Source organism: Modestobacter sp. VKM Ac-2984, from assembly GCF_026967985.1.
In the GTDB taxonomy this organism is placed as follows: Bacteria; Actinomycetota; Actinomycetes; order Mycobacteriales; family Geodermatophilaceae; genus Modestobacter.
On sequence record NZ_JAPVBJ010000005.1, the window covers coordinates 22,529 to 44,109 of the forward strand.

20 protein-coding genes, 1 pseudogene and 1 riboswitch are annotated in these 21,581 nt (G+C 73.6%); of the genes and pseudogenes, 9 read left to right on the plus strand and 12 right to left on the minus strand.

All coding sequences use genetic code 11. The features are described 5' to 3' along the window. Positions 1-56: 56 nt before the first annotated feature. A complete protein-coding gene (locus O2W16_RS11725) occupies positions 57-1,850 on the minus strand; it encodes an acyl-CoA dehydrogenase (RefSeq protein WP_269159006.1) in 1,794 nt (597 codons plus the stop codon). Positions 1,851-2,023: 173 nt separating this feature from the next. On the opposite strand from O2W16_RS11725, the gene O2W16_RS11730 reads away from it, so the two are divergent. From O2W16_RS11730 to O2W16_RS11740, 3 genes are all read left to right on the plus strand, one after another. Continuing rightward, entirely contained in the window at positions 2,024-2,494 is a 471-nt protein-coding gene (locus O2W16_RS11730) for a hypothetical protein (protein ID WP_269159007.1), read from the plus strand. Then, positions 2,491-3,666, plus strand: coding sequence for a zinc-dependent alcohol dehydrogenase (locus O2W16_RS11735; RefSeq protein WP_269159008.1), 1,176 nt, complete (start codon positions 2,491-2,493; stop codon positions 3,664-3,666). Before O2W16_RS11730 ends, O2W16_RS11735 begins: the two co-directional genes overlap by 4 nt. 30 nt (positions 3,667-3,696) lie before the next feature. After that, positions 3,697-3,761: riboswitch (guanidine-III (ykkC-III) riboswitch) on the plus strand. A 10-nt stretch (positions 3,762-3,771) separates the two neighbouring features. Then, a complete protein-coding gene (locus tag O2W16_RS11740; protein WP_269159009.1) occupies positions 3,772-4,086 on the plus strand; it encodes a DMT family transporter in 315 nt (104 codons plus the stop codon). Positions 4,087-4,130: 44 nt separating this feature from the next. Here O2W16_RS11740 and O2W16_RS11745 read toward each other — a convergent pair whose 3' ends face one another. Beyond that, on the minus strand, positions 4,131-6,017 hold the full coding sequence (locus O2W16_RS11745) for an MDR family MFS transporter (RefSeq protein WP_269159010.1): 1,887 nt from the start codon (positions 6,015-6,017) through the stop codon (positions 4,131-4,133). Next, positions 6,014-6,529: a MarR family winged helix-turn-helix transcriptional regulator gene (locus O2W16_RS11750; RefSeq protein WP_269159011.1), complete on the minus strand. Its 516-nt coding sequence runs from the start codon at positions 6,527-6,529 to the stop codon at positions 6,014-6,016. Before O2W16_RS11750 ends, O2W16_RS11745 begins: the two co-directional genes overlap by 4 nt. A gap of 187 nt (positions 6,530-6,716) precedes the next feature. Between O2W16_RS11750 and hrpA the strand changes: the two genes are divergently transcribed. After that, on the plus strand, positions 6,717-10,673 hold the full coding sequence (hrpA, locus tag O2W16_RS11755; protein WP_269159012.1) for an ATP-dependent RNA helicase HrpA: 3,957 nt from the start codon (positions 6,717-6,719) through the stop codon (positions 10,671-10,673). Positions 10,674-10,692: 19 nt separating this feature from the next. On the opposite strand, the gene O2W16_RS11760 is transcribed toward hrpA, so the two are convergent. Continuing rightward, positions 10,693-11,055, minus strand: a complete 363-nt coding sequence (locus O2W16_RS11760; protein WP_269159013.1) for a hypothetical protein — start codon at positions 11,053-11,055, stop codon at positions 10,693-10,695. Positions 11,056-11,267: 212 nt separating this feature from the next. Here O2W16_RS11760 and O2W16_RS11765 point away from each other — a divergent pair, with 212 nt between their 5' ends. Both O2W16_RS11765 and O2W16_RS11770 read left to right on the plus strand, forming a co-directional pair. After that, positions 11,268-11,672 (plus strand): ATP-binding protein, encoded by a 405-nt coding sequence (locus tag O2W16_RS11765; protein ID WP_269159014.1) that lies wholly within the window; start codon positions 11,268-11,270, stop codon positions 11,670-11,672. A 75-nt stretch (positions 11,673-11,747) separates the two neighbouring features. Next, positions 11,748-11,930, plus strand: a complete 183-nt coding sequence (locus O2W16_RS11770; RefSeq protein WP_269159015.1) for a hypothetical protein — start codon at positions 11,748-11,750, stop codon at positions 11,928-11,930. A gap of 10 nt (positions 11,931-11,940) precedes the next feature. On the opposite strand, the gene O2W16_RS11775 is transcribed toward O2W16_RS11770, so the two are convergent. Both O2W16_RS11775 and O2W16_RS11780 read right to left on the minus strand, forming a co-directional pair. Beyond that, a complete protein-coding gene (locus O2W16_RS11775; RefSeq protein ID WP_269159016.1) occupies positions 11,941-13,167 on the minus strand; it encodes a CynX/NimT family MFS transporter in 1,227 nt (408 codons plus the stop codon). Continuing rightward, a complete protein-coding gene (locus tag O2W16_RS11780) occupies positions 13,164-14,480 on the minus strand; it encodes a sulfate adenylyltransferase subunit 1 (RefSeq protein ID WP_269159017.1) in 1,317 nt (438 codons plus the stop codon). Before O2W16_RS11780 ends, O2W16_RS11775 begins: the two co-directional genes overlap by 4 nt. Positions 14,481-14,572: 92 nt before the next feature. Between O2W16_RS11780 and O2W16_RS11785 the strand changes: the two genes are divergently transcribed. Next, the gene (locus tag O2W16_RS11785; protein WP_269159018.1) at positions 14,573-14,899 is read left to right on the plus strand and encodes a hypothetical protein; all 327 of its coding nucleotides are present in this window, start codon (positions 14,573-14,575) and stop codon (positions 14,897-14,899) included. Here the strand turns inward: O2W16_RS11785 and cysD are convergent. The 5 genes from cysD to O2W16_RS11810 all read right to left on the minus strand — a co-directional run bounded on the left by cysD (position 14,890) and on the right by O2W16_RS11810 (position 19,925). Continuing rightward, complete coding sequence (cysD, locus tag O2W16_RS11790) at positions 14,890-15,798, minus strand: sulfate adenylyltransferase subunit CysD (RefSeq protein ID WP_269159019.1); 909 nt, start codon at positions 15,796-15,798, stop codon at positions 14,890-14,892. The two genes, O2W16_RS11785 and cysD, sit on opposite strands and share 10 nt — an antisense overlap. A 135-nt stretch (positions 15,799-15,933) precedes the next feature. Beyond that, a complete protein-coding gene (locus O2W16_RS11795) occupies positions 15,934-16,644 on the minus strand; it encodes a PaaI family thioesterase (RefSeq protein WP_269159020.1) in 711 nt (236 codons plus the stop codon). 33 nt (positions 16,645-16,677) lie between these two features. Next, a complete protein-coding gene (locus O2W16_RS11800) occupies positions 16,678-18,210 on the minus strand; it encodes a sensor histidine kinase (RefSeq protein ID WP_269159021.1) in 1,533 nt (510 codons plus the stop codon). A 23-nt stretch (positions 18,211-18,233) separates the two neighbouring features. Continuing rightward, positions 18,234-18,974 (minus strand): response regulator transcription factor, encoded by a 741-nt coding sequence (locus tag O2W16_RS11805; protein WP_269159022.1) that lies wholly within the window; start codon positions 18,972-18,974, stop codon positions 18,234-18,236. A 126-nt stretch (positions 18,975-19,100) separates the two neighbouring features. Beyond that, positions 19,101-19,925 (minus strand): siderophore-interacting protein, encoded by an 825-nt coding sequence (locus O2W16_RS11810; protein WP_269159023.1) that lies wholly within the window; start codon positions 19,923-19,925, stop codon positions 19,101-19,103. Positions 19,926-20,241: 316 nt separating this feature from the next. On the opposite strand from O2W16_RS11810, the gene O2W16_RS11815 reads away from it, so the two are divergent. Together O2W16_RS11815 and O2W16_RS11820 are read left to right on the plus strand one after the other, a co-directional pair. Continuing rightward, positions 20,242-20,451: a DUF2945 domain-containing protein gene (locus O2W16_RS11815; protein ID WP_269159024.1), complete on the plus strand. Its 210-nt coding sequence runs from the start codon at positions 20,242-20,244 to the stop codon at positions 20,449-20,451. Positions 20,452-20,485: 34 nt separating this feature from the next. Then, the gene (locus O2W16_RS11820) at positions 20,486-20,911 is read left to right on the plus strand and encodes a DUF2795 domain-containing protein (RefSeq protein WP_269159025.1); all 426 of its coding nucleotides are present in this window, start codon (positions 20,486-20,488) and stop codon (positions 20,909-20,911) included. Between the two features lie 58 nt (positions 20,912-20,969). Here O2W16_RS11820 and O2W16_RS11825 read toward each other — a convergent pair. Beyond that, a pseudogene (locus O2W16_RS11825) lies at positions 20,970-21,581 on the minus strand (hypothetical protein); the annotation flags it as partial.

Genomic DNA, 21,581 nt, shown 5'->3' on the forward strand with positions numbered 1-21,581 from the left:
GGTCCTCACTGCCCCACGACGGCGGTCCTCCTCCCGGAGGGCCGCCGTCGTCGCGTTCAGAACCAGTCGCCGCGCATCTCCAGAACCGTGGTGTCCAGCGAGGCCAGCAGTGCCAGCTGCGGGCCGACCTTCGGCAGCTCCCAGCGCTGGAAGTACCGCGCTGCCTGGCGCTTCCCGGCGTAGAAGTCACCCTCCCGGCCCTCGGTCGCCAGGGCCTGCTCCAGCCACAGCCAGCCGACGACGACGTGGCCGGCCGCCTCGAGGTAGACGCTGGCGTTGGCCAGTGCCACCTGCGGGTCGCCCTGCCCCCACAGCGTCGCGGTGACCGCCCCGAGCTGCTGGACCAGGCCGTCGAGCTGCTCGCCCAGGTCGGCCCACTGCGTGCCGGCAGCCCGCGCGGTGGTCGCCGCGATCGTCTCGCCGAGCAGCGCCAGGCCGGCCCCGCCGGACATGACGACCTTGCGACCGAGCAGGTCCAGCGCCTGGACGCCGTGGGTGCCCTCGTGGATGGGGTTGAGCCGGTTGTCCCGGTAGAACTGCTCGACCGGGTAGTCGCGGGTGTAGCCGTAGCCCCCGTGGACCTGGATGGCCAGGTCGTCGGCGGCCAGGCACCACTGCGAGGGCCAGCTCTTGGCGATCGGGGTCAGCATCTCCAGCAGCAGGTGCGCCCGCTGCCGGTCTGCCTGCTCCTCGGCGGTGCGCTCCTCGTCGACCAGTCGCGCGCAGTACAGGCCCAGCGCCAGCCCGCCCTCGACGTAGGACTTGCCGGCCAGCAGCATCCGCCGCACGTCCGGGTGCTCGATGATCGGCACCGGCGGCGTCGCGGGGTCCTTACCGGTCAGCGGCCGGCCCTGGGTGCGGTCGCGGGCGTAGTCGACGGCGTGCAGGTACCCGGTGTAGCCCAGCCCCGTGGCGCCCATCCCGACGCCGATCCGCGCCTCGTTCATCATGTGGAACATGTAGGTCAGGCCGCGGTGCTGCTCGCCGACCAGGAAGCCGACGGCGCCCGGCTGCCCGCTGGGGGTGTGCACGCCCTCGCCGAAGTTGAGCAGGGTGTTCGTCGTCCCGCGGTAGCCCATCTTGTGGTTCAGGCCGGCCAGCACGACGTCGTTCCGCTCGCCGAGCGACCCGTCCTCCTCGACCAGGAACTTCGGCACGATGAACAGCGAGATGCCCTTCACCCCCGCCGGGCCCCCGGGCACCTTGGCCAGCACGAGGTGGACGATGTTCTCGGTCAGCTCGTGGTCGCCGGCCGAGATCCACATCTTGTTGCCGGTCAGCCGGTAGCTGCCGTCGTCCTGGGGGACGGCGCGGGTGGTGATGTCGGCCAGCGACGACCCGGCCTGCGGCTCCGACAGCGCCATCGTGCCGAACCAGCGCCCCTCGGCCATCGGCGGCACGTAGGTCTGCACCTGCTCCGGGGTCGCGTGGGCGACCAGCAGGTTCGCGTTGGCCATCGTCAGGAACGGGTAGGCCGAGGTGCCGATGTTGGCGGCCTGGAACCACACGTGCACCGCCTGGTTCACCACCGCCGGCAGCTGCAGCCCACCGAGCTCCTCGGGCAGCGCGGCGGCGTTCATCCCCGCCTCGGCGAACACCCGGAGCGCGGCCGCCACCTCGGGGATCAGCACGACCTTGCCGTCGACGACGTGCGGCTCGTTCTCGTCGGCCTTGCGGTTGTGCGGGGCGAACTGCTCGGTGGCGATCTGCTCGGCCAGCTCGAGGACGGCGTCGAACGTCTCCCGCGAGTGCTCGGCGTACGGCTCCCGCTTGGTGAGGGTCTCGACCTGCAGCCACTCGTGCAGCAGGAACTCGAGGTCGCGGGGGGACAGGACGAGCGACGAGCGCACGGGAGCTCCTTGACGACGGCGGTGTCGGCGGGGCGGACGACCGACCCCCTGTCAGGTTAAGCGCACGGCGGTGGTCACCGGAGGTGCTCGGTGACCAGCGTCGGGCGGTCGGCGTGCAGCGTGTCGCACTGTCCGAGGTTGGTCGCCCGGTCGGCCCGGGTAGGGGGCGCGGCATGCCCCTACCGAAGATCCTGGCTCGTGCAGCCGGGCTGGCCACCGAGGCCGGCAGCGGTGCGCTCCAGCAGCTCCAGCACCTCCGGCTCCCCGGCGTCGGTCAGGCGTCGGTCACCGACGACCCGGACACCGCCGCCCGGCGCTGGCGAGCCGTCACGGTGCTCACCGACCCCGAGCAGCTGCGGACGGAGACGCCGGCACCGTTGGCGCGGTTCGGCGACCGGCTCGAGGTCCGGGTGACCCCGGCCCCGGGTGATCGTGGCGCCGAACTCGCCGCCCGCTTCCGCTCGCCGGTCACCGAGGAGGAGCTGGGTGAGCTCCGCTCGGCGCTGCGGGAGGCCAAGCAGCGGATCGAGACCGGCGAGGTGCTCCGGAACGAGCCGCAGCCGCACGGCCACCGCGCGCAGACCCCGCAGGGCAAGGCCCTCGACGGCATGGACGAGCGAGCAGCGAAGGAGGGCGTGCTGTGAAGGCCGCGACCTGGACCGGCGTCAACGAGGTCTCCGTCGAGGAGGTGCCCGAGCCGCAGCTGCTCAACGACCACGACGTGATCCTCAAGGTGAAGCAGTCGGTCACCTGCGGGTCGGACCTGCACCTGCTCGGCGGCTACATCCCCTTCATGCGGGCCGGCGACGTGCTCGGCCACGAGTTCATCGGCGAGATCGTCGAGGCCGGGCCCGCCGTGCGGAACCGCAAGGTCGGCGACCGCGTCGTCGGTGCGCCGTTCGCGGCCTGCGGGAACTGCTGGTACTGCAAGCAGGAGCAGTACTCCCTCTGCGACAACGGCAACGCCGCCCCCGGCATCACCGAGGGGCTGTGGGGCCAGAGCCCCGGCGGTTGCCTCGGCTACTCCCACGCCATGGGCGGCTACGCCGGCAGCCACGCGGAGTACATCCGGGTGCCCTACGGCGACGTCGGCACCTTCGTCGTCCCCGAGGGCGTCTCCGACACCCGGGCGCTGTTCGCCTCCGATGCGGCCTCGACCGGCTGGATGGGCGCGGACCTGGCCGGCACGAAGCCCGGCGACGTCGTGGCCGTCTGGGGCGCCGGCGGCGTGGGCCAGATGGCGGCGCGGGCGGCGATGCTCCTGGGTGCCGAGCAGGTCTTCGTCGTCGACCGCATCCCCGAGCGGCTCCAGCAGGTGCGGGAGCACGTGGGTGCCGAGGCCATCGACTACTCCCGCACCGACGTCCTCGCCGAACTGCGCGAGCGGACCGGTGGCCGTGGGCCCGACGTCTGCATCGAGGCGGTCGGCATGGAGGCGCACAGCTCCGGCAGTGCAGGCGTCTACGACCAGGTCAAGCAGCAGCTGCGGCTGCAGACCGACCGGCCCACCGCGCTCCGGGAGGCGGTCATGGCCTGCCGCAAGGGCGGCAGCCTGTTCACCCTCGGGGTCTTCGCCGCGATGGTGGACAAGTTCCCGCTGGGTGCGCTGATGAACAAGGGCCTCACCTTCCGCGGGGCACAGGTGCACGCTCAGCGCTACATCCCCGAGCTGCTCGAGCGGATGGAGCGGGGAGAGCTCACCACCGAGCACCTGGCCACCCACGTGCTGCCGCTGAGCGAGGCGCCCCGCGGCTACCAGATGTTCAAGGAGAAGGAGGACGGCTGCGTGCGGGCCGTCTTCACCCCCGGCAGCTGAGGAGCCCGCCCCCGGCCGTGCGAGGCTGGGGGCGGGCCCGGCGCCGGGCCCCCGGACGAGCACGCCGTACCCGGACAGCGACAAGACGGTGTACCTGGAGGCCCGGTGTACTGGCTCGTCCTCGTTCTGTCCGGCGTGCTCGAGGCCGTCTGGGCGACCGCGCTCGGCCGGTCGGAGGGCTTCACCCGCCTGGGTCCGACGGCCGTCTTCGCGGTCGGCCTCGCCGGGAGCATGGCCGGGCTGGCCTACGCGATGCGCGGCCTGCCCATCGGCACGGCCTACGCCGTCTGGGTCGGCATCGGCGCGGCGCTGACCGCGGGCTGGGCGATGTGGTCGGGTGAGGAGCAGTTCTCCGTCGTCCGGGTGCTGCTGCTGGCCGGCATCGTCGGGTGTGTCGTCGGGCTGAAGCTCACCCACTGACCGCGGAGCGGCCCGGGTCACCGGGCCGCTCCGCGCCACCGGGGTCAGCGCTGTCCGCGGACCCCGTCGGGCAGGTGGTCGGCCGGGACGCTGTCCAGCCCGGTCGGCTGGTCCCCGGTCGCCTCGTGCCGGCCTGCCGGTGCGCCGTCGGCAGGCGCAGCCGCTGTGTCCTCGTGCAACCGACGGTCGGTGCGGTCGGCGTCGTCGACCGGCGGCTCCACCGACGTCGGCGCCGCGACACCGGCCGCGTGCGCCGCCGCTGTGTTCGGGTCGTCGGTGACGTCCCGGGCGCCGGCCTGCTGGGCCTGGATGCCGGACTGCGTCCGCAGCGCCAGCTGGGGCAGGAAGAGCAGCACGAAGAAGCCCAGCGCGACCACGCCGGCGGCGATCAGGAACACCATGTCGATCGAGTCGGCGAACCCGGTCTTGAACGGCAGGGCCACGGCGCTCGGCAGCTCCTGGATGAAGGAGGTGTCGGACAGGTCGGCCGCGTTGCCCGCCGCCGCCTGCAGCTGCGGGGCCAGCGCCGGGTCGGCCGCAGCGGCCTCGGAGACCGCGCTGCCGATGTCGGTGGGCAGCCGGGTGAACAGCACGGAGAGGAAGACCGCCGTCCCCAGGGTGCCGCCCATCTGGCGGAAGAACGTCACCGACGAGGTGGCGACGCCGATCTCCCGCGGGCTCACCGCGTTCTGCACCGCCAGGATGACCGGCTGGAAGTTGAAGCCCAGGCCCAGCCCCATCAGCGTCATGAAGGGGAACATCAGCGGCACCGGGGTGTCCGCGCCGACGATGAAGGACAGGGACACCAGTGCGGTGACGATGAAGACCACGCCGACCAGCGGGAACGCCTTGTACTTGCCCGTCCGGGCGATGACCTGACCGGCGATGATCGAGCCGGCCATGATCCCCAGGACCAGCGGGATCATCTGCAGCCCGGCCTCGGTCGGGCTGGAGCCCTGCACGATCTGCAGGTACTGGGGCAGCAGCAGGATGCCGCCGAACATGCCCGCGCCCAGCACGATGCTGCTCAGGCTGGTCACCGCGAAGGTGCGGTTGGCGAACATCCGCAGCGGCAGCAGCGCGTCGTCCTTGTAGACCCGCTCGGCGAGCACGAAGAGCGCGAAGCCGAGCGCGGACAGGGCGTAGCAGACCAGTGCGCCGGTGCTGGCCCAGCCCCACGTGCGCCCCTGCTCGGCGACGATCAGCAGCGGCACCAGGAAGGTGATCAGCGCCAGTGCGCCGGGGAAGTCGATCCGGTGCTCGCGCTTGGTGTGCGGCAGGTGCAGCACCTTGAAGACGACGGCGAACGCCAGGATGCCCAGCGGCACGTTGACGTAGAAGATCCACCGCCAGCCGGTGATGCCCAGGATCGTGGACTGGCCGGCGAGGAACCCGCCGATGACCGGGCCCAGGACGCTGGAGGTGCCGAACACGGCCATGAAGTAGCCCTGGTACTTCGAGCGCTCCCGCGGCGGCACGATGTCGGCGATGATCGCCAGCGCCAGCGACATCAGGCCACCGGCCCCGATGCCCTGGATCGCCCGGTAGACGGCCAGTTGGTACATCGTGTCGGCCAGGCCGCACAGCATCGAGCCGAGGACGAAGACGGCGATCGCGAACAGGTAGAACGGCCGGCGGCCGTACATGTCGCTCAACTTGCCGTAGAGCGGCGTGGTGATCGTCGAGGTGATCAGGAAGGCCGTGGTCGCCCACGCCTGCAGGTCGTAGCCGTTCAGGTCGTCGGCGATCGTGCGGATCGCCGTGGACACCACGGTCTGGTCCAGCGCGGCGAGGAACATGCCGAGCAGGAGGCCGCCCAGGATCGTCATGATCTGGCGGTGGGTGAACGCACCGGACTCGTCGGGTGCCGCCGCGGCGGCCCGGGCGTTCCGGCGTTCGGCGCCCGTCGCGCGGTCGCTGGTCTGGGTCATCGGTCCTTCTTCTCGCTGTCGTCCCCGGCGCTGCCAGCGGGGGCGCCCGGGGTCGGGAGGTGGTCGGTGAGGTCCTGCACGAACCGCTGCAGCGCCGCGGTGAAGGAGTCCAGCTCGGCGGGGGTCCACCCGGCGGTGGCCCTGGCCAGGTGGGCGTTGCGCTCCTCGCGCAGCCGCTCCATGGCGGCCTCGCCGGCCGGGGTCACGATGAGCCGGCTGGCCCGGCCGTCCCGCTCGTCGGCCACCCGGCGGACCAGACCCTGGTCGACGAGCAGCGTGACGTGCCGGCTGACCGTCGAGGGGTCGACGTGCACGACCTCGGCGAGCGCGCCCTGGCGGACCGGGCCCAGCCGGGTCAGCGGGAACAGCAGCACGTGCGCCGCCCGCTCCCGGGCGTCGGGGCCGGACTCGTCGGTGGCCAGGGACTTGAGCGCGTGCATCACCCGCATCAGGCGGGCGAGCTCGTCGCCCAGGGCCACCCCCTGGTCCGGGTGGCGGGCGAGGTCGGTCATCGGTGCTCCGGGGGTCGCGGCGGGTCTGCGCAGCGCGACGGTGCGCCGGAGGAACAGTTGCACGGTACAAGCCGTTGCGCAGTACACGCAACCAGTTGTGCTCTGCACTGGATGTGCTGCCTGCAGCTGCGGCCGCAGAAGTGAGACCCTGGGAGCCGTCCACCTCGGAAGGAACTGCGAGCACCCCGTGACCACCCCGCACGACGACCTCCGGTCCCGGCTGTCCGCACTCACCCTCGCCGACGAGCACCGGCTCCGCCGACGGCTCGACGGCACCCGGCGCACCAAGGACCCGGCGGCCCGCGCCCGCCAGCAGGAGCAGATCGCCACGGACGTCGCCGCCGCCGAGGAGCGGATCGCGCGCCGCCGCGCCGCGGTCCCGGTGGTCGGCTATCCGGAGGAGCTGCCGGTCAGCCAGCGCCGCGAGGACATCGCGGCCGCGCTGCGCGACTCCCAGGTGGTCGTGGTGGCGGGGGAGACGGGCTCGGGGAAGACGACCCAGCTGCCGAAGATCCTGCTCGAGCTGGGCCGCGGGGTGCGCGGCCGGATCGGGCACACCCAGCCGCGCCGGCTGGCCGCCCGCACGGTGGCCGAGCGGATCGCCGAGGAGATCGGCTCCCCGCTGGGCGACGTCGTCGGCTGGAAGGTCCGGTTCACCGACGAGGTCGGCGACCGCACGCTGGTCAAGCTGATGACCGACGGCGTCCTGCTGGCCGAGGTGCAGCGCGACCGGATGCTGCGCCAGTACGACACGATCATCATCGACGAGGCCCACGAGCGGAGCCTCAACATCGACTTCCTGCTGGGCTACCTGGCCCGGCTGCTGCCCCGCCGTCCGGACCTGAAGCTGGTCATCACCTCCGCGACCATCGACGTCGACCGGATCGCCAAGCACTTCTCGTACGAGGGCAACGAGGTGCCGGTCGTCGAGGTCAGCGGGCGGACCTACCCGGTCGAGGTCCGCTACCGCCCGGTCATCGACCCCGACGACGACGACGCCGACCCCGACCGGGACCAGGTCTCGGCGATCGTCGACGCCTGCGCCGAGCTGGTCGCCGAGGGGCCGGGCGACGTCCTGGTGTTCCTGGCCGGGGAGCGCGAGATCCGGGACACCGCCGAGGCGCTGGCCGGGACGACGGAGCGCAACGGCACGCCCATCGACGTCCTGCCGCTCTACTCCCGGTTGTCGGCCGCCGACCAGCACAAGGTCTTCCAGGCGCACACCGGCCGCCGGATCGTGCTCGCCACCAACGTCGCCGAGACGTCACTGACGGTGCCCGGCATCAAGTACGTCGTCGACCCGGGCACCGCACGGATCTCCCGGTACAGCCATCGCACCAAGGTGCAGCGGCTGCCGATCGAGCCGGTCAGCCAGGCCTCGGCCCGGCAGCGCTCCGGCCGGTGCGGGCGCACCAGCGAGGGCATCGCCATCCGGCTGTACACGCAAGCCGACTACGACGCCCGGCCGGAGTACACCGACCCGGAGATCCTGCGCACCAACCTCGCCTCGGTGCTGCTGCAGATGGCCTCGCTCGACCTGGGCGACGTCGCCGACTTCCCGTTCATCGACCCGCCGGACCGCCGCGCGGTCGCCGACGGCCTCGCGCTGCTGGAGGAGCTCGCCGCCCTCGACGAGCACGGGAAGCTCACCGAGACCGGGCGGGCGCTGGCCGCGCTGCCGCTGGACCCCCGGATCGCCCGGATGGTCGTGGAGGCCGACCGGCGCGGGGTGCTGGAGGAGGTGCTGGTCATCGCCGCCGGGCTCACCGTGCAGGACGTGCGGGAGCGCCCGGCGGAGCACCAGCAGGCCGCCGACGAGCTGCACAAGCGTTTCGCCGACGAGAACTCCGACTTCCTCGCCCTGCTCAACCTCTGGCAGTACCTGGCGGAGCGGGCCGAGGAGCTGTCGGGCAACCAGTTCCGGCGCACGGTGAAGAAGGAGTTCCTGCACTACCTCCGCATCCGCGAGTGGCAGGACCTGCACGGCCAGCTGCGCAGCACCGCCCGCCGGCTGGGCATGACCACCGGCTCGCTGGCCCCGGCCCCCGACGAGCGCGGCGTCACCGCATCGCTGCTGGCCGGGCTGCTCTCCCAGGTCGGCATGCAGGCCGAGCCGGTCAAGGACCGCAGCGGCAAGCCCGGCCGGCCCGGCCGGGAGTACCTGGGCACCCGCAACACCCGCTTCGTGATCGCCCCGGGCACCCCGCTGGCCAAGAAGCCGCCGCGCTGGGTGGTCGCCGCCGAGCTGGTCGAGACGAGCAGGCTCTTCGCCCGCACCGTCGCCCGGATCGACCCCGAGGTGGTCGAGCGGCTGGCCGACCACCTGGTGAACCGCCAGTACAACGAGCCGCGCTGGGACGCCAAGCGCGGCTCGGCCGTCGCCACCGAGCGGGTCACCCTCTACGGCCTGCCGCTGGTGGTGGGCCGGCGGGTGCAGTACGGCTCGATCGACCCGGTGGTGTCCCGCGAGCTGTTCATCCGGCACGCCCTGGTGCAGGGCGAGTGGACGACGCACCACCGGTTCTGGGCGGAGAACCAGGCCGCGATCGAGCGGGTTGCCGAGCTGGAGGAGCGGGCTCGCCGCCGGGACATCCGGGTGGACGACGAGACGGTGTTCGAGCTCTACGACGCCTGCGTCCCGGCCGACGTGGTCTCCACCCGGCACTTCGACCGCTGGTGGAAGGAGGCCCGCCGGACCCGGCCGGACCTCCTGACCTTCACCCCGGAGATGCTCACCAACGCCGCGGCCGCCGGGCAGGTGCAGGCCGAGGACTACCCGGACGAGGTGCGGCTGACCCAGGGGCTGACCCTGCCGCTGTCCTACGCGTTCGCCCCGGGAGCGGCCGAGGACGGCGTCACCGTCGACGTCCCGCTGGGTGTGCTGGACACCCTCGCCCGGACCTCGGGGGAGTCGCTGGCGTTCACCGTGCCCGGACAGCGAGCCGAGCTGGTCACCGAGCTGCTGCGCTCGCTGCCCAAGCAGCTGCGCCGCGGCCTGGTTCCGATCCCCGACCGGGTGCGCGAGGTGCTGCCGCACGTCGACCTGACCGAGCCGCTGCTGCCGGCGCTGGAGCGCGAGCTGCGCCGGGCGACCTCGGTGGTCATCCCGCCCGACGCCTGGCAGCCGGCCGAGGTGCCCGCCCACCTGCGGGCGACCTTCCGGGTGCTCGATGACCAGCAGCGTCCGCTGGCCCAGGGCAAGGACCTGACCGCGCTGCGCGCCGAGGTGGCACCGCACGCCCGGGCCAGCCTGGCGCGGGCGGCCTCCACCTACGAGCGCACCGGCCAGACCGGCTGGACCTTCGGGGACCTGCCGGCGACCGTGGAGGTGCAGCGCGGCGGCCACGTGGTCACCGCATACCCCGCGCTGGTCGACGAGGGCGCGACGGTCGGCGTCCGGGTGGTGGCCACCCAGGCGGAGGCGACCCGGCTGGGCTGGCGCGGCGCGCGGCGGCTGCTGGTGCTGGTCGCCGGGGCACCGGTCAAGCAGGTGGTCAAGGGGCTGGGTCCGCGCAGCCGGCTGGCGCTGCAGTTCAACCCGGACGGCGAGATCCCCGACCTGGTGGCCGACTGCGTGGACGCGGCGGCCGACGAGCTCATCGCCGCGGGCGGCGGTCCGCCGCGCACCGAGGAGGCGTTCACCGCGCTGGTCGCCTCGGCGCGGGAGCAGCTGCTGCCGCTGACCTCCGACGCCGTCCGCCGGGTGGAGGCGGTGCTGACCCAGGCTCGCGAGGTGGCGATCGCCATCGGTGCCGCGCCCGGACGCCGGGTGCCGGAGGCGGCGATCGCCGACCTGCGCGCCCAGATGGGCGGGCTGCTGCACCGCGGCTTCGTCGCCGACGCCGGGCGGCGCCGGCTGCCGGACCTCGTGCGGTACCTGACCGCGATGGCCCACCGGCTGGAGAAGCTGCCGGCCAACGCCGCCCGCGACCAGCTGTGGACGGCGCAGGTCGCCGCGGTCTCGGCGGAGTACGCGCAGCTGCGTGCCGCCGCGCCGCCGACCGGGGCGCCGGACGACCCGGTCACCCGGGTGCGCTGGATGATCGAGGAGCTGCGGGTGGGCCTGTTCGCCCAGACCGTCGGCACCCCGCGGCCGATCTCCGAGCAGCGGGTCTACAAGGCGATCGACGCGATCAGCGCCTGAAGGAGGGACCCGGCTGCCCTCAGGCCGGGTCGGTGGTCTCCCGGAGCAGGGCGGAGATCCGCTGCCTCGTCACGCCGAACAGCGCGGCGATCCGGTTGATGCTCACGTCCTCGGCCTGGAGGGCGGCGGCCTGCTCGCGGCGCCAGGAGTGCCCGGCGGTGGACAGCGTGCCGAGGACGGTGCTGATCCGCTCCACGATGAGCGGGCGCTCCTCATGGCTGACGACCTCGAGCCAAGCGCGGCCGGAGGCGCGGGCGGCGAGCAGTGCCTCGGCCCGGGTCCTGGCCTGCTCCAGCTCGGCGGTGCACGTCTCCAGCTCGTGGAGCAGGGTGCGCAGGGCGCGGGTGGCGTCGTCCTCGGGTGGTCCGCCGGTCTTCGTCACGCCGTGAACTCCACCCCGCGCGTCGGCCGCCGACCGTCCAGGCCAGCGATTCGGTTGCACGCTACCGGAGTGAACGGCCCTTGCATGCAAGGGCCATGACACGCAACCGCCATGACACGCAACGGGTGTTGCACAGGCAGGCGCTCGGTGAGAGAGTCATGCGGCAGTCAGTTGTACACAATCGAAGATCGTTCCGGCCGAGACGAGACGACATGTCCTCCTTCACCGCGAGCATCGACCTGCCGTCCCGGGCGAGCAGCGTCCCGCTCGCCCGCCGGCTGGTCCGCGACGTGCTGCACACCTGGCACGCCCCGCAGGACCGGGAGGACGCCGAGCTGCTCGTGACCGAGCTGGTCGCGAACGTCGTCGACCACGCCGGTGGGGACGTGCTGACCCTGGAGCTCGGCCTGGCCGGCGCCTGGCTGCGGATCGGCGTCGTGGACGGCTCGGCGGTGATGCCGGTGGTCCGGGCGTTGTCGCTCACCGAGGAACGGGGGCGCGGGATGCGGCTGGTCGCCGCCATCGCGGACCGCTGGGGAGCCGAGGAGCACCCCGATGGCAAGCGCGTGTGGTTCGAGCTCTCGCCTGGCGGCGCGGGGGAGCCCATCGAGGTCTGACCGCCGCTGGTTTGCCGTCCCCGCGTCACGGGGACGGTCGAGGGGACCGCGATCGTCAGACGAAGGAGTCGTCGCATGAGTGAGCCCACCAGCCACACCGAGCCCGCCGGGCAGGGTCTGTCCGACGAGGAGATGGTGGAGACCGTCGCCGGGCAGACCGACAGCGCCTCCGAGAACGCCGACACGGCCGGCAAGGACTGGAACGGCGAGGCCGCGGACGCCCCGCAGCCGGACGCGGCGACCGACCCGTCGGCCTAGCCAGGCACCCCTAGCCCAGCTGCGACGCCGTCCTCGCCTCCCCGGGGTCCAGGACGGCGTCGCGCGCGGCTCCCCAGCCGGCCCGGAGCATCGGCGCCAGGAGCGCGAGGAGCAGCAGCAGGGGCCAGGTCCACCCCGACGTGACGTCGTGCAGGGCACCCAGCACCACCGGGCCGGTGGAGGCGACCAGGTAGCCCAGGCACTGGGCGACGCCCCCCAGCCGAGCGGCCACCAGCGGGGTCGGGCTGCGCAGCACGATGAGGGTCAGCGCCAGGGCGAACCCGCCGCCCTGGGCCACACCGAAGACTGCCACCCAGACCAGCGTGCCGCTGGCCGGGGCGAGCAGCAGCCCGCCCAGCCCGACGGCGTACGCGGCCAGCACGCCGGCCACGAGCGGCCGCTGGTGGGCCATCCGTCCGGCCGCGGCCGGCACGAGCAGCGCCCCGACCGCACCGGCCACGTTGGAGGCGGCCAGCAGCAGCCCGCCCTCCCGCACCGGGACGCCGGCGTCGGCGAGCAGGGTGGGCAGCCAGGCGGCGAAGGAGTAGAACTGCACGCTCTGCAGGCCGAGGTAGGCGGTCACCTGCCGGGCCAGCGGCTGCCGCAGCAACGACCACGCCCCGGCGCCGGCCTCCGCCGTCCTCGGTGGGGTGCCACGGCCCCCGGCCACCGGCAGCCAGAGCGCCAGGCCGGCGACGGCCAGCACCAGCCAGGAGGCGAGCGCCACCCGCCACTCCACGCCCAGCGCCACGCCCAGTGGCACGGTGAGCCCCGCGGCGGCAGCCGCCCCGATGTTGAGCGAGGCGGTGTAGGCGCCCATCACGGCGCCCGGGCGGGCGAACTCCCGTTTGACGTAGGCCGGCAGCAGCACGTTCGCGATCGCGATCGCCGCGCCGGCCACCAGGCTGCCGGCGTAGAGGAGCGCGACCGGGGACAGCAGCCGCAGGCCGATGCCGACGGCCAGCAGCGCGAGCGAGGCGGCCACCGCCGTCTCCAGCCCGACCCGGCGGGCCAGCCGTGGGGCCAGCGGGGCGAACGCGCCGAAGCAGAGCACCGGGAGCGCGGTCAGCAGACCGGCCAGCGCGCTGCTCAGGCCGGTGTCGGCCCGGAGCTCGCCGAGCAGCGGGGCCACCGCCACGATGGCGGGCCGCTGGCTCAGTGCGACGACGACGATCGCGGTGACCAGCAGCAGCGCCGCGCCCCGCGAGCGAACGGCCCGCGGGGCCGGCTGGTTCACCCGGCGGGGGTGAGCATCCCAGCGCCGACGGTGGCGTTGGTCGCCTCGTCGATCAGGATGAACCGACCGGTGACCCGGTTGCGGTGGTAGTCGTCGACGAACAGCGGCTGGGTGGTGCGCAGCCGCACCCGGCCGATGTCGTTGAGCCCCAGCTCGGTGGCGTCGGTCTCCCGGTGCAGGGTGTTCACGTCCAGCCGGTACTGCAGCTCCTTGACCATCGCGCGCACCGTGCGGGTGGTGTGCTTGACGGCCAGCCGCATCCGCGGGGTGAGCGGGGTGTCGGCCATCCAGCAGACCAGCGCGTCCAGGTCCTGCGTGACCTGCGGGGCGTTGTGCGGGCGGCAGATCATGTCGCCGCGGGAGACGTCCAGGTCGTCGGCCAGCCGCACGGTCACCGACATCGGGGGGAACGCCGCCTCCACCGGTCCGTCGGGCCCGTCGATCGCGGAGATCGTCGAGGTCAGCCCGCTGGGCAGGACCTGCACCTCGTCACCGGGGCGCAGCACGCCGGCGCCGACCCGGCCGGCGTAGCCCCGGTAGTCGTGGAAGGCGTCGGACTGCGGCCGGACCACGTACTGGACCGGGAACCGGGTGTCGACCAGGTTCCGGTCGCTGGCCACGTGCACGTGCTCGAGGTGGTGCAGCAGCGAGGTGCCCTCGTACCAGGGTGTCTTCGCCGACCTGGTCACCACGTTGTCGCCCTGCAGCGCCGAGATCGGGATCACGGTGAGGTCGGGGACCTCCAGCTTGGTGGCGAACGCGGTGAACTCGTCGCGGATGCCCTCGAAGACCTCCTCCGACCAGTCGACCAGGTCCATCTTGTTCACCGCGACCACCAGGTGCGGCACCCGCAGCAGGGAGGCGAGGAAGGCGTGCCGGCGGCTCTGCTCCACCATGCCCTTGCGGGCGTCGACCAGCACGATCGCCAGGTCCGCGGTCGAGGCGCCGGTGACCATGTTCCGGGTGTACTGCACGTGCCCGGGGGTGTCGGCGAGGATGAACGTGCGCCGCGGGGTGCTGAAGTAGCGGTAGGCGACGTCGATCGTGATGCCCTGCTCGCGCTCGGCGCGCAGGCCGTCGGTGAGCAGCGCCAGGTCGACGTAGTCACCCCGGCTGGCGCGCGCGATCGCCGCGTACTGGTCCTCGAACACGGCCTTGCTGTCGTACAGCAGCCGGCCGATCAGCGTGCTCTTGCCGTCGTCGACCGAGCCGGCGGTGGCGATCCGCAGGATGTCCTTGCGGGCGTGCGCGATCTCCGCGGCCGCCTCGGCAGCGGCGGAGTGGACGTCGATGGGTGCGTCGGCGGAGGTCATCGGGCGGCCTCTCCCCTGTCTCGTCGGAGGTCTCGCTGGCGGGTGGCGCGGCGGTGGCGGACGCTGGGGGCCACGTCCACGGAGAGGTGACGGTGTTCGTCTTCGCTGCCGCGGTGCCCGCGCTGATGGTCGTGGTGCTCGGCTACGTCGTCGGCTACGCCCTCACCGAGTGGGCCAGCGGTCTGCTCGACTCGGCGTTCGGTGCGCCGCTGGACCCGGGCGTGCCCGAGGTGGTCGGCTGGCTGACCGGGCTGGTGCTCCTGGGCGTCGTCGTCCGGGTGCTGGTCGACCGCCGTCGGCGCCTGCGGCGCTCGCTGCGCAGGGCTCGTCTGCAGGGGCAGCAGGCCGAGGTCGAGCGGCTGGAGGCCGCGCTGGCCGCGCGTGCCCGGCGCCGTCAGGGTCGGCGCCATCAGAAGTAGCCCTCCTTCTTCCGGTCCTCCATGGCGGCGTCGCTGACCTTGTCGTCGCCGCGGGTGGCGCCACGCTCGGTCAGCCGGGTCACCGCGATCTCGGCGATGACCTCCTCGACGTTGATGGCCGTGGAGCGGACGGCCGCGGTCAGGTTGGCGTCGCCGACGGTGCGGTACCGGACGCTCTCGCGCAGCACCTGCTCGCCGTCCCGGGGCGTGATGAAGTCGTTGACCGCGTAGAGCATCCCCTGCCGGTCCACGACGTCCCGCTCGCGGGCCAGGTACAGCTGCGGGATGGCGATCTCCTCCTGGGCGATGTAGCCCCAGATGTCCAGCTCCGTCCAGTTGGACAGCGGGAACACCCGGATCGACTCACCGAGGTGAGTGCGGCCGTTGTAGAGGTCCCAGAGCTCGGGGCGCTGGTTCTTCGGGTCCCACTGGCCGAACTCGTCGCGGAAGGAGAACATCCGCTCCTTGGCCCGCGCCTTGTCCTCGTCGCGCCGCGCGCCCCCGAACAGGGCGGTGAAGCCGTGCTGCTCGACGGCGTCCAGCAGCACGGGGGTCTGGATCCGGTTGCGCGACCCGTTGGGCTCCTCGCGCACCGTGCCGGCGGCGATGGCGTCGGGGACCGAGGCGACCACCAGCTCCACGCCGAGCTCCGCGACCCGCTTGTCCCGGAACTCCAGGACCTCGGGGAAGTTCAGCCCGGTGTCGATGTGCATCACCGGGAAGGGGATGCGGGCCGGTGCGAACGCCTTGCGGGCGAGCTCGAGCATGACGATCGAGTCCTTGCCGCCGGAGAACAGCAGCACCGGCCGCTCGGACTCGGCGGCCACCTCGCGGAGCACGTGGATGGACTCGGCCTCCAGCGTCTGCAGCTGGGTGAGCCGGTGGTCGGCGATGGACACGCTGTCGAGCTCCCGAGGACGGCGGCACGCATCGCCGGCCGGCGACACGATCAGTGGGGCAACCGCATCGACGTGATGGGGATTCCCGGACCCCAGTGTCCGTCATGGCCCACCCGGCCCGGGTGGGCGGTGCGCTCAGCCGGCCTGGTCGGCCACCGCGGTCGCGTCCCCGGGCCGGCCGGGCGCGGTCGGCCGACCGGCCGCGTCGGTGATCGTGGAGAAGTAGGCGGCGACCTGCTCCGGTCGCGGCGTGACGAACACGCCGTGGGCCTGGACGAGCGGCTGGTCCGGGGCGGTGGCCAGGGCGATGGTCCCGGTGATGACGGTCGTGCGGCCGGTGTTCCGGTCGACCGCCGCGCGGAGCACCAGCGCCGTCTCCAGGGGGACCGGACGGCGGTAGTCGAGCTCGAGCCGCGCGGTCATGCCCCAGAGCCCGGCCGCGATCGCCGCAGATCCGAGCAGCTGGTCCATCAGCAGCGCGCTCACCCCGCCGTGCACGTAGCTGGGCGGGCCCTCGTACGCCAGCCCCAGCGTCACCTCGCTGACGACACCGCCGTCCTCGCGCCGGATGACCAGCGGTGGGGCCAACGGACTGCCGACCCCGCTGACCGGGTTGAACACCCGCCGCGCCTGGGCCGGGTCGTCCAGCGCAGGCAGCTGGTCGCGGCTGCGGCGGGCCGCCGACAGCCGGGCGGTCACCTCCCGGACGGCGACGGCGGCGGAGCGCAGCTCCGCGGCCGGGACCGTCGTCGTCACCGTGGCACCGACCAGCTCACGCAGGGCACTGCCCAGGTCGGTGACGGCCGCCAGCAGCTCGGCCTCGGTCGCGGTTCCCTCGATCGTCACCCGTGGATTGGACCAGCCGACCCGCAGGCCGGGTCAGGAGGGGCCGGGCGGCTGCGGACCGGAGCGGGGCAGGTGGACGGCGAAGGTGGCGCCCTCGCCGCGGGCGGTGCGCAGCTCGACCCGGCCGCCGTGCGCCTCGACCAGTGCCGCGACGATCGACAGCCCGAGTCCGGTGCCCCCGGCGGCCCTGGTGCGGGAGGCGTCGGCCCGGTAGAACCGCTCGAACACCCGGTCGGCGTCGGCCGGCGCCAGGCCGGGACCCTCGTCGCTGACCGCGAGGACGAGCCCGTCGGGCTCCGTCTCGTCCTCGGCCACCCGCAGGGTCACCCGGGTGCCGGCGGGGGTGTGGGTGAGCGCGTTGGCGACCAGGTTCCCGATCACCTGACGCAGCCGGGCCTCGTCACCGCGCACGACGGGGGCGTCGGTCAGCGAGGGGTCCAGCTGCAGGCTGACCGGGCGGTCGGGGGCGACGGCCCGGGCGTCGTGCACGGCGTCCCCGGCCAGCTCGGCCAGGTCGACGGGGGCCAGGGCCAGCGGCCGCTGCTGGTCCAACCGGGCCAGCTGCAACAGGTCCTCGACGAGCAGGCCCATCCGGGTGGCCTCGGACTCGATCCGCTGCATCAGCCGGCCGGTGTCCTCCGGGCCGTCGACCGCGCCCTGGCGGTGCAGCTCGGCGAAGCCGCGGATGGACGTCAGCGGGGTGCGCAGCTCGTGGCTGGCGTCGGCGACGAACCGGCGCATCCGCGCCTCCGAGGCGACGGCCTGCTCCTCGGAGGCCTGCTGCGCGCGGAAGGAGCTCTCGATCCGGCCCAGCATGCCGTTGAGCGCCTGCGACAACCGGCCGACCTCGGTCCGGTCGTCGCCCTCGGGCACGCGCCGGGACAGGTCGCCGGCGGCGATCGCCTGGGCCGTGTGCTCCACCTCGACCAGGGGCCGCAGGCTGTTGCGGACCACCAGGTAACCGGCGACGCCCAGCACCGAGAGGACCAGCAGGCCGACGATGAGCTCGATCCGCACCAGCCGGCTCAGGAGGTCCTCGTCGGCGGACAGGTCGAGCCCCACCAGGACGACGAACTCGTCGCTGAACGGGGTGGCCGGCACCCGGGTCGCGCCCATCCGCCAGCTGGTCCGCCGGTCCTCCGAGGCGGCGGTGAAGATCTGGGTCCCGTCCACCGACGCCGGGTCCAGGCCGCTGACGTCGGGCAGGTCCTCGTCGTCCCGGGGGCCCGCCGCCACCGTCAGGGTGTCGTCCTCGGCGCCGAGGCCGAGGCACGCGTTGTACTGGCTGCTGGGGAAGCGCATGTCCCCCCAGGAGCAGACCTGGACGACGTCGATCGGCCGCGCCGCGGTCTGGTCCAGCGTCGCGAGCAACTGCCGGTCCTGCTGCTCGACGAGGTACTCGCGCAGCAGGGAGGTGGCGGCGAAGCCGGTGGCGGCCAGCGCGGCCGCGACCAGGGCGACCATCAGGGCCACCAGGGTGACCCGCAGCGGGACCCGGGGCGTGGGGCCCTGGACCGGGTGCTCCACCGGCGCACCCGGTGGTGGCGGGGCCGGTGCGGTCTCCACCGCCCTGCTCCGGGCGGTCGCGGTCACGAGCCGCGGGGGAGACGGAGGGAGTAGCCCACGCCACGCAGCGTGTGGAGCAGTCGCGGCTCGGTGGTGTCGATCTTGCGGCGGAGGTAGGAGATGTAGGACTCCACGACGTTGGCCTCGCCGTTGAAGTCGTAGTTCCACACGTGGTCGAGGATCTGCGCCTTCGACAGCACCCGGCCGGCGTTGGTCATCAGGTAGCGGAGCAGCTTGAACTCCGTCGGCGACAGGCTGACCAGCTTGCCGGCCTTGAGGACCTCGTGCGACTCCTCGTCGAGCTCGATGTCGGCGAAGGTCAGCCGCGGTGCCTCGGTGGCCTGCTGCACGCTCTGGGTGCGGCGCAGCACCGCACGGATCCGGGCGAGGACCTCGTCGAGGCTGAACGGCTTGGTGACGTAGTCGTCCCCGCCCAGGGTCAGGCCGGTCACCTTGTCCTCGGCGGCGTCCCGGGCGGTCAGGAAGAGCACCGGGGTGTTCGTCCCGTTCTGACGCAACCGCCGGACGACGCCGAAGCCGTCCAGCCCGGGCATCATCACGTCCAGCACCAGCAGGTCCGGCTGGAACTGGTCGGCGATCGACAGGGCCTGCTGCCCGTCCGGGGCGGTGGCGACCTCGAAGCCGGCGTACCGGAGGCTGGCCGACAGCAGCTCACGGATGTTCGGCTCGTCGTCGACGACGAGGAGCCGGGCCTCGGGCCGCCGGGCGCCGGGCGCCGGTGAGCCGGAGCTGATGGTGGACACGTCCCCTCCCGATGGACCCTGCGGCGACGTCGTCATCGCTCCAGGGTCCCGCTGGTGGCTGCGGCTGGCCTGGACGCTACCTGTGAGCAGCCTGGGGATCAGGTCGTGGGACCGGTGTCGGGGCGATCAACCGGCCGGGGACATCGCGCGGCCGGCGCGCCAGTACCCGATGGCGTGGTGCTGACCCCGGCGCAGCCCCCAGCGGCCCCGCAGGTCGGCCCGCACCGCGCGGACGACGGCCGACTCGGCGCCCACCCAGGCGAACAGGTCCTCACCCGGCGGGCGGGACAGGGCGGCCACCGCGTCGACCAGCAGGGTGCTCACCCCCGGCGCCACCCCGGCCCGGTGCAACCAGCGCACCTCGACGCCGGCCGGCGCGGTCAGCGGCTGTTCCTCCTGGGGGCCGGCCACCTCGAGCAGGGCCACGCCACGGGTGTCCGGCGCGGCCGCCGCCAGGATCCGGCTGATCGCCGGGAGTGCGGTCTCGTCGCCGGCCAGCAGCAGCCAGCCGGCGGGCGAGGAGCCCAGTGGCGCGGCGCTGGCCAGCCCCAGCACGGCGCCCGGCGCGGCGGCCGCGGCCCAGGAGGCGGCCGGGCCGTCGCCGTGCAGGACGAAGTCGACGTCGACCTCGCCGGCGTCGGGGTCCTGTCGGCGCGCGGTGTAGCTGCGCAGGGCGACGCCGTGGCTGCCCTGGGGCCAGACGATGCGACCGTCCCGCGCCACCTCCGGCCAGCGCGGGGAAGGGTCCTCGGCGCGGGGGACGAGCAGTGACATCGTGGGCCCGCAGGCGGTGACCACGGTGGCGGGTGCGGTGAGGGTCACCCGGCGGACCGCCGGCGTCACGTCACGCACGGAGGTCACGGTGAGCACGTCGACCGGGCGGACGGCGGGATCGGCTGCCCCGGCGCCGGGGGCGGCTGCCGTGGGGGCGGGTTCCTCGGTCGGTGGCACGAGGACCGACCCTAACGGGGCCGACCCGGCCGGCCCCGGGGGAATGGGACCAGCCGAGCCGGCGATCGTGGACGAGGGCCTCACCCACCGTGACCAGTTCATCGCACTGATCAGGGAAGACGCTGTGTGCACCCCGTCGAATGAGCACGCTACGTGACGATCTCGCCGTCGTCACCACCATCCCCCTGGACACCCCCCGAACGGGTGACCGCCGTCGGGTGGCCGACGGCCGCCCGGCGTGCACCGGCGCCCGATGTGTGCGCGGCCGCCACCACGGGCAGGCACACCGGACCGACGGTGCGAGAGGGAGGCCGGGATGGCGGAGGAGTTCTCGAAGGGCGACCACGTGAGCTGGAAGAGCCACGGCGGCACGGCCGAGGGCACGGTGCAGCGGGAGATCACCGAGGACACCGAGGCGGCCGGACGCACGGTGCGCGCCAGCCCGGACGACCCGCAGTACGAGGTGAAGAGCGAGAAGAGCGGGGGCACCGCCGTGCACAAGCCCAGCGCACTGGAGAAGGACTGAGCGGCGCGGCGACGCCCGCACGGAGGAGGACATCGTGAGCGAGACCGACGGCGGCTTCACTGGGAGCCGGAGCACCAAGCACAACCCGCGCCTGGACGAGGAGCTCGAGCACGAGGTGCAGGGGATGATGAAGGCCGAGCGGGCCACGCGCTCCGAGGAGTGGCGCGAGGTGGAGCCGGTCGGCGAGGACCAGCCCGACATCGACTCCGATCCGGCCGGCACCCTGGTCGGCGGTACCCCGGAGGGCATGGACGCCGACGCCGTCGTGGCCCGGGCCGAGCTGTCCCGCTGGCTGGACCGCGCGGACTTCCCCAGCACCGGCCCGGATCTGGTCGAGGCCGCTCGCGACCACCGGGCCCCGGACGTGGTGGCCAGCGAGCTGTCCCGACTGCCCGAGGGGCAGGTCTACGAGCGGATCGGGGACGTCGTCCGGGCGCTCGGCTACCCGACGGAGACCTGAGAGCCGACCTGACCACCGACCGGCGTCGTCCCCTCGGGGGCGGCGCCGGTCGGTGCGTTCAGGAGGAGGAGTTCTCCGCCTCGGCTTCTTCCTCGGCGATCTCCTCGGCGCCGCGGCGACGGAGCAGCCGTGAGCCGGGGAAGCCCTTCACCACCTGCCGCATGTCCTGCACGGTCTCCACCAGGGTGTGCACGTCCGGTGCGACGTCGCTCAGGGTCAGCAGCACCGGCAGGACGTCCTCGTCGAGGTGCACCACCAGGTCGGGGAGCCGGTCGACGAGGGTGATGATCGCGGTGACCTCGTCGGTGTGCAGCTCCTCGGCGAACCGGGTCAGCGACGGAGCGAGTGTGGTCAACGCCGGGCGGTAGGCGTCCAGCAGCGGGGCGATCGTGGCGAGCAGCGCCTCTGCGCGGGCCAGGGTGCCGTCGGCGGCGCCGGCCGTGCCGCCGACCGCCGCGAGGAGCTCCTCGGCGGCGTCGGTCGACCGGCCGATGCGGGCGACGGACTGGTCCGCCGCGTCGTTGGTGACCCCGATCCGGGCCACGGACCGGTCGGCGGCGTCGTTGGTGACGCCGATCCTGGCGACGGCGGCGTCGGCCGCGTCGTTGGTGACGCCGATCCTGCCCACCGCAGCGTCAGCAGCGTCGTTGGTGACGCCGATCCGGGCGAC

Excerpts from the sequence above, each read along its gene's own strand:
- O2W16_RS11730 (WP_269159007.1), top strand. The coding sequence starts at position 2,024 with ATGCCCCTACCGAAGATCCTGGCTCGTGCAGCCGGGCTGGCCACCGAG.
- O2W16_RS11745 (WP_269159010.1), bottom strand. The coding sequence starts at position 6,017 with ATGACCCAGACCAGCGACCGCGCGACGGGCGCCGAACGCCGGAACGCC.
- O2W16_RS11750 (WP_269159011.1), bottom strand. The coding sequence starts at position 6,529 with ATGACCGACCTCGCCCGCCACCCGGACCAGGGGGTGGCCCTGGGCGAC.
- O2W16_RS11765 (WP_269159014.1), top strand. The coding sequence starts at position 11,268 with ATGTCCTCCTTCACCGCGAGCATCGACCTGCCGTCCCGGGCGAGCAGC.
- O2W16_RS11770 (WP_269159015.1), top strand. The coding sequence starts at position 11,748 with ATGAGTGAGCCCACCAGCCACACCGAGCCCGCCGGGCAGGGTCTGTCC.
- O2W16_RS11780 (WP_269159017.1), bottom strand. The coding sequence starts at position 14,480 with ATGACCTCCGCCGACGCACCCATCGACGTCCACTCCGCCGCTGCCGAG.
- O2W16_RS11815 (WP_269159024.1), top strand. The coding sequence starts at position 20,242 with ATGGCGGAGGAGTTCTCGAAGGGCGACCACGTGAGCTGGAAGAGCCAC.